General features: G+C 65.2%; 5 protein-coding genes. 3 read left to right on the forward strand and 2 right to left on the reverse strand.

Annotated elements, in window-relative coordinates; all coding sequences use genetic code 11:
• Nucleotides 1-45: 45 nt before the first annotated feature.
• Entirely contained in the window at nt 46-1,179 is a 1,134-nt protein-coding gene (locus ACT53R_RS19225; RefSeq protein WP_476173530.1) for a hypothetical protein, read from the reverse strand.
• Nucleotides 1,180-1,800: 621 nt separating this feature from the next.
• Entirely contained in the window at nt 1,801-2,757 is a 957-nt protein-coding gene (locus tag ACT53R_RS19230; RefSeq protein ID WP_476173531.1) for an SOS response-associated peptidase family protein, read from the reverse strand.
• Between the two features lie 217 nt (nt 2,758-2,974).
• Here ACT53R_RS19230 and imuA point away from each other — a divergent pair, with 217 nt between their 5' ends.
• The 3 genes from imuA to ACT53R_RS19245 form a co-directional block, all read left to right on the forward strand.
• A complete protein-coding gene (gene imuA, locus ACT53R_RS19235; protein ID WP_476173532.1) occupies nt 2,975-3,595 on the forward strand; it encodes a translesion DNA synthesis-associated protein ImuA in 621 nt (206 codons plus the stop codon).
• Nucleotides 3,596-3,604: 9 nt separating this feature from the next.
• On the forward strand, nt 3,605-5,011 hold the full coding sequence (locus tag ACT53R_RS19240) for a Y-family DNA polymerase (RefSeq protein ID WP_476173533.1): 1,407 nt from the start codon (nt 3,605-3,607) through the stop codon (nt 5,009-5,011).
• On the forward strand, nt 5,008-6,905 hold a 1,898-nt coding region (locus ACT53R_RS19245), incomplete at its 3' end, for a PHP domain-containing protein (protein ID WP_476173534.1). The genes ACT53R_RS19240 and ACT53R_RS19245, both read left to right, overlap by 4 nt.

Consider the following 6,905-nt stretch of genomic DNA (forward strand, 5'->3'; position numbering starts at 1 on the left):
AGCGCGAATAGATGGGTATCGGACCGAGGCCTGGAACAGCCACGGTTAGAACTCGGCTGGATACGATGTGACGTATTGCGTTTTCTTGGACTCTTCTGTTTTTTCTATTGCGTAAGCAGCTTCGCCGAGGATCCTTGTGATTTCCTCATGTGAGAATTTCGCAGCCCTTGGCTGCGCGGCGGGCGGTTCGAGAGTCGTCGGCACTGCCTCTTCCAGCTTGCGTTGGAAAACGGCCAAGCCATCTGGGAATTGCACGAAGTCGCCCTCCGGCGGCGACTTGCCCAAGTCACTGCTAACGCGCGACGTGGAGATCACCGGCATTTCAATCACAGGTGGTCTTGCGCGTGCCCGCGGCATATCCGTCAACTGCGCGACGAGGGCACCCAAAGGTTCGACCCGTAGCCCGAAGCCGATCTCCTCCATGGCACCGGTGCCAAGCGCCGCCCCGCCGATCAGGCCGTTCCGTTGCTCGCTCAGCAAGGTCATCAAGTCGTCCGCCAACTCCCGGGCCGCGCCCTCCCCGTCCCGCAGGGCGCGCATGCGCAGACCGAGCGAGGTGAAACCGCATAGCTGCAAGACGGTGGCGTAGTTGCCCAGGGCGGTCGACAGGCTCACGGCGCGATAGTCGACGGTTTCATGAACAGAATCCTCCGGACTCCCTACTTCGCCCGGCAAAGACACTGGTACAGCGGCATCGGTTCCCAGACCCTCCGGGCTCGCGACTCCGCCTGACAAAGCCACCGGAACGGCGGTTTCAGCGATACACAAGTAGGCTGGGCGGCCCAGCGCGGCCGAAAGTCCGACGGCGTAGCCGTGCAATACTGGGCCCGCGGGCGTGGAATACCCGAGATGGGCTTCGACTTGTCGATGGTAGGCGGCATCAGCAACGCGTTGGTTTGCGCGGACCCCACGCCGTTGCAAGCTTCCCTTCGCCTCGGCCAAGGCCACGCCGCATCCTGCGACAGCACCGCCTTCGTAGAGAAAATCTCCAAGCGGCCTGCGCGTGGAAATCAACGCACTAGCCTGGTCACGCCACACGTACCTCAACGACTCCATATACAAATCGCACACGCCGGCGCCAATTCGCCCCGCCAAGGCGGTTCGCTCGGGCCCATTCAAATGCCCGAGGTCATTCGAAAATACCAACACATGCGTGCCTTCATCCACAAAGAAGTCCACGCTTGTCGCTGCGGCCAGTAGTTGGGCTCGGAGGAGTAAGGGCGGCGCGCCGGACATGAGTGCTGTGCGTGCCATGGCTGCATGAAGCTTCAGCCGACCAATGCGTAGTTGTGGTGTCGGCAAAGGCGCTACAAACCCGCCCGATCCATACGACAGGGGACCATTCGGCACGTGACGACTAGGCGGGTAAGCTGGCACGAGCTTGCACGAACGTTTCCATCGCGTGGCCATCACAATACTCCGCTTTTCGCTCCTACGCCGCGGATCGGCTGCCATATAACTCGCGTCCGCTTCCGAGAAAACGCGCCGAGAGTCAATAACCTGACATTATCTGTCGTGACCAATGACTACAAGAGAATTATTTATCATGAAAAGGATGCGACAACCTCATGTACGGCTAAGAATGATCCGAAAAGCGGTTTGAACAATTAACGCTATCTATCACTACCGCAGGCACTGATCCATTGCATTTATAAAGAACGAGTTTAAATCACGAAGAGTAATTTTAGTACCCGGATCGCCAGTTGGTTTCAAGCTGCGTTGGGTAAGTTTGGCAGGTCAATCCCCCCCACCCGATAAGAATCCCTAATCGAATTCCTGAAAAGGATTGACTGCAGAAGTTCAAGCAGCCATTCGATGTTCGTAGTACGGCCGCTGCCGATCATCCAGAATCGCGTACAGCGCCGAGAGGTCGTTCGGGTCTGGATTGAGCCATGCATCCAGATACTCCTCCCTGATCGGGACGATGCAGCGATCATGCCCGGCCGCCGCAACTTCCGGCGGAGGTTCGTCGGTGATCGCGGCGAATGACCACAGCTCCTCACCATCTTCCTGCCAATGCGCGTACAGGCAGGCGACCAGCATCTCCTGATGCGGCTGCGGCCTGAACTCGAGTACCACGTATTCTTCGGCTTCGCCTGCGGCAAGCTCCCGACCCTCGACCCGATGGCGGCTGACGTTCTCGTAGAACGCATCGCAGACGATGACGCCATGCGTATGCCCGAACTGGCCTTTCCAGAAGCCTTCGAGGTTGTCGCGGCGAGCGTTGTAGGTGCCGGGATACTTTGCGTCGTAGAACGCGGGCTTGCCGGCGGGCCGGCATTGGTAGCGCATCGGCTTGATCACGCGCCTGCCGTGCTCCATCACCATGACCGGCGCATAGACACCTGGGAAGATCCGGCGATCGCGATCCGCCGGTGTGCTGCGCCGCAGGTCGGCGAGTTTTCCCTTCGCCCATTCGATCTTGTTCGTGGCGATGCGTTGGTCGTCGAGCGCCTTCTTCGTCGACTTCGTGCGCAACGTTCGCTCTGCACCAGCGAGACGCCTGCGCTGGGAGAACAGGAGCTGTTCCAGTTCAGATGCCTGCTGCGCGTTCCAGGCCTCGATGCTTCCGGCAATTTCGCGCGTCTCGAGCGTGCCTGCGCGCAAGAAGGCATCGTCCATTGCCTTGGTCGTCTTGACCTTGGCGCCCTGCTCACGACTGGCGTACAGCTCCACAAACTCGCGAATGCTGATCATCGCGCCGAAGCGGCGGACGTAGTCCTGGTAGGCCTGCCAGACCTGGGCCGAGTAGCACATCGATGCAACCCCTGTTGCCACGACTGTTAGTGATTGTGCACCGCTGGCACGAGGTTGTTGGGCCAAGCCCGTGCCGGGATTAGGATTTTAGTAATCCTACTAATTCAGCGTAGCATGCGCTGTCTCAGGACGTGATACGACCTGCCCCGAGACTCCGCGCCATGCCTTCCCGTTCAGCTTCCAAAACCGGATTCCACGCTCAGGGAGGAGCGGATTGATGGGCGCCGTGGTCGCCCTCGACGGCCTGCTCGCTGCCCGCCAGGTCTGGCGCGGCCGTCCCGTCTGCGTGCCGGCGACGGCTCCGGAGCCCACTGGCCATGCGGCGCTGGACGAGGCGCTGCCCACCAGTGGCTGGCCCGAGCATGCCTTGAGCGAGGTCCTGCTCCCCGCGGATGGCGTGGGAGAGCTCGCTCTGGTCTGGCCGACCTTGGCCCGGCTGACTAGCGCCGGGCAGCGGGTGGCCCTCATCGCTCCGCCCTACCGTCCCCATGCGCCGGCATGGCATTCCGCAGGATTGGATCTACGGCAGGTGCAGGTGATCGAAGCCGGCCCGCGCGATGCGCTCTGGGCGACCGAGCAATGCCTGCGCTCAGCCGCCTGCAAGGCGGTGCTGTGTTGGCCGCAGAAGGCGGACGACCGTGCCCTACGCCGGCTGGCGACGGCCGCGGCCGACGGGCAATGCCTGGGCATCGCCTTCCGCTCGCTGCGCGATGCCGCGAATCCGTCGCCAGCGGCGTTGCGGCTGGCGATCGAACCGGCGGAACGCGGGGTGCGCGTGCTCAAGTGCCGCGGCGGCACGCCGCCTGCCCGGCCGATCGCCCTGACCGGCACGCACTGAGGTGCGCTCATGCACTGGGCCTGCCTGCTGCTGCCACATCTGGCGATGGACGCTGCCCTCCGCGCCCTACCGGAGCCAGAACGACCGCTGGTGCTGGTCGTCGGCCCGGCGCAGCGCCGCGTGCTGCATGCGGTCAGTCCTGCCGCGGCAGCGCTCGGGCTGCGGCGCGGCATGCTGGTGTCCGCCGCACAGGCGCTCACCCCTGCGTTCGTGCCGCACGAGTACGATCCCAAGACCGAGGAACAGGCCCGCGACCTGCTGGCAACCTGGGCCTACAGCTTCAGCTCGCAGGTCAGCCTCGATTTCGCACACGCGCTGGTGCTGGAGATCGGCGCCAGCCGCGCCCTGTTCGGCGACTGGCCGATGCTGTCCCGACGCCTGCGCGCCGAGCTGACCGACCTCGGATTCCGGCATCGACTGGTCGCCGCGCCGAACCCTTACGCCGCCCGGGTGCTGGCCAACGCCTTTGAAGAGATCGGCATCGACGAACCACGCCTCGAAACGGCGCTGGGTCAGCTGCCCATCGAGCGAAGTGGGCTGCCGATGGAGATCGCAACCGCGTTCTCGCGTATGGGCATGCGCAGGCTGCGGCAAGTGTTCGAGTTGCCGCGCGAGACGGTGACGCGGCGCTTCCCGAAGACGGTGCTCGCCCATCTCGACCAGATCCGCGGTCACGTCGAGCCGCCATTGCGCTACTTCGAGCCGCCCGACCGCTTCGAGGCGTTGATCGAGTTCGAACATGAGGTCGAGACGAGCCAGGGTCTGCTGTTCCCACTGCGCCGGCTGACCTCGGACTTGTCGGCCTTCCTCTCCAGCCGCGACGGCGGTGTGCAGCGGTTCTCGCTCCACTTCGCCCACGAGTTCCATCCGACCACGGTCATCGCCATCGGCCTGCTCTCGGCAGAGCGCGATGCCGGCGTGCTGTTCGACATCGCCCGCAGCCGGCTCGACCAGGTTCGCCTGCCGGCGGCGACGAGGGCGCTGCGGCTGGTCGCGGACGAACTGCCGGCCTTCGTGCCAGCCTCGCGCGACCTGTTCGACACCCGGCCGCAGCAGGCGGTGCCGTGGGAACAACTGCGCGAACGTCTGCGCGCTCGGCTTGGCGACGACGCCGTGCACGGCATCGGCCTGCAGGCGGACCATCGCCCCGAGCGTGCAACTGGCGAAACGATGTCGCGCGACCTGCCGCTACGGCTGCCGCATCGGCCGGGCTGGTTGCTTGATCGACCGATCCCGCTGCGCGAGACACGGTTCGAGATCCTCTCCGGCCCGGAGCGCATCGAGTCCGGCTGGTGGGACGGCGACGATGCGCGTCGCGACTACTACGTCATCCGGACGGTGCAGGGCCAGCGCGCCTGGGTGTTCTGCGCCCCGGGCGAACGCGGCCCGTTCCAGCTCCATGGCTGGTTCGCATGAAGGATGAAGCGCCCCCCGAGTACGTCGAGCTGCACTGCGTGTCGGCGTTCTCGTTCCAGCGCGGGGCATCCACGGCGAAGGAGTTGTTCGAGCGCGCGAGGCGCTGCGGGTACCGAGCGCTGGCGATCACCGACGAGTGCTCGATGGCCGGCATCGTTCGTGCCCACGAAGCGTCAAGGGAGTTTGAGCTGCCGTTGATCGTCGGGAGCGAGATGCAGATCGAGGACGGTCCGAAGCTGGTCCTATTGGCCGCCGACCTCGATGGCTACGTCGCGCTGTGCCGGCTGATCACCGTCGCACGGCGACGCGCCGCGAAAGGCGAGTACCGGGCGCTGCGGGCCGACTTCACGGACATCCCGGCCGGGCTTCTCGCACTGTGGGTTCCGGCACCGAAGCTCCCCGATGCCGATGCGCAGTGGCTGCTTGAGCGCTTCGATCAGCGCCTGTGGATCGCGGTCGAATTGCATCGCGACGCAGACGATGCGCAGCGCCTTGCGCAGTTGCGTGCATTCGCGGCACGGCACACGCTGCCGTTGGTGGCAGCAGGCGACGTCCACATGCACGTGCGGCGGCGCCGGGCGCTGCAGGACACGCTGACCGCGATCCGCCACCACACCACCGTCGCCGATGCCGGCTGGCGACTGTTCCCCAACGGCGAGCGCCACCTGCGCACGCGTGAGGCGCTGGCGGCGGTCTATCCGGCCGATCTGCTGGCCGAGACGCTGCGCATCGCCGATCGGTGCCGTTTCACGCTCGACCAGCTGCGCTACACCTACCCGCACGAGCTGGTGCCGGACGGCCACACGCCCACCAGTTGGTTGCGGACGCTGACCGAGGAAGGCATCCACTGGCGGTGGCCAGCTGGCGTGCCGGTGCGCGCCCGGGAGCTGATCGAGTACGAACTGCAGCTGATCGCAGAACTGCAATACGAGTCCTACTTCCTCACCGTGCAGGACATCGTCCGTTTCGCCCGCAGCCGCAGCATCCTCTGCCAGGGCCGCGGCTCAGCGGCCAACTCTGCGGTCTGCTTCGCGCTGGGCGTGACCGAGCTCGATCCATCGCGCATGAACCTGCTGTTCGAGCGCTTCATCTCGCGCGAACGCAACGAACCGCCGGACATCGACATCGACTTCGAGCACGAGCGGCGCGAGGAAGTCATCCAGTACATCTTCGACCGCTACGGCCGCGACCGGGCCGCGATGACGGCGGTGGCCAACAGCTACCGCGGTCGTGGCGCGGTGCGCGACGTCGCCAAAGCGCTCGGCCTGCCGCCCGACCAGGTGGACCGGCTGGCGCGCACGATGGATCGGTGGGGCGGCCACGCGCCCGTGCCGGAATACCTGCGCGAGCAGGGCTTCGACCCGGATACGCCGATTCTGCGGCGGGTGATCGCGTTGACGGCTGACCTGATGGACTTCCCGCGCCACCTGTCGCAGCACCCGGGCGGCATGGTGATCTCCGAACATCCGCTGCACACCCTGGTGCCCACCGAGAACGCGGCGATGGAAGGCCGCACCGTGCTGCAGTGGGACAAGGACGACCTCGACACACTCGGCCTCATGAAGGTGGACTGCCTCGCGCTGGGCATGCTCACCGCCGTGCGCAAGACGCTGGACCTGCTGCGCGCCACCGAGCGCCGCGACCTGTCGATTGCCACGATCCCCGCTGAGGACAAGGCGACCTACGCCATGATCGGCCGCGCCGACACCATCGGTGTATTCCAGATCGAATCACGCGCGCAGATGGCGATGCTGCCGCGGCTCAAGCCCACCTGCTTCTACGACCTCGTGATCGAAGTCGCGATCGTGCGGCCCGGCCCTGACCTGCGTACGGATCTTGTAGCCACTCAGGCGGTGAGTCCCGTGGGGAGGGTATCGGGTTCGGACCAGTTCCG

It is taken from the genome of Lysobacter sp. DMC104 (genome assembly GCF_056313665.1).

Bases quoted from the DNA above. Each gene is read 5' to 3' on its own strand.
- ACT53R_RS19230 (WP_476173531.1), bottom strand. From the start codon at position 2,757: ATGTGCTACTCGGCCCAGGTCTGGCAGGCCTACCAGGACTACGTCCGC.
- imuA (WP_476173532.1), top strand. From the start codon at position 2,975: ATGGGCGCCGTGGTCGCCCTCGACGGCCTGCTCGCTGCCCGCCAGGTC.
- ACT53R_RS19240 (WP_476173533.1), top strand. From the start codon at position 3,605: ATGCACTGGGCCTGCCTGCTGCTGCCACATCTGGCGATGGACGCTGCC.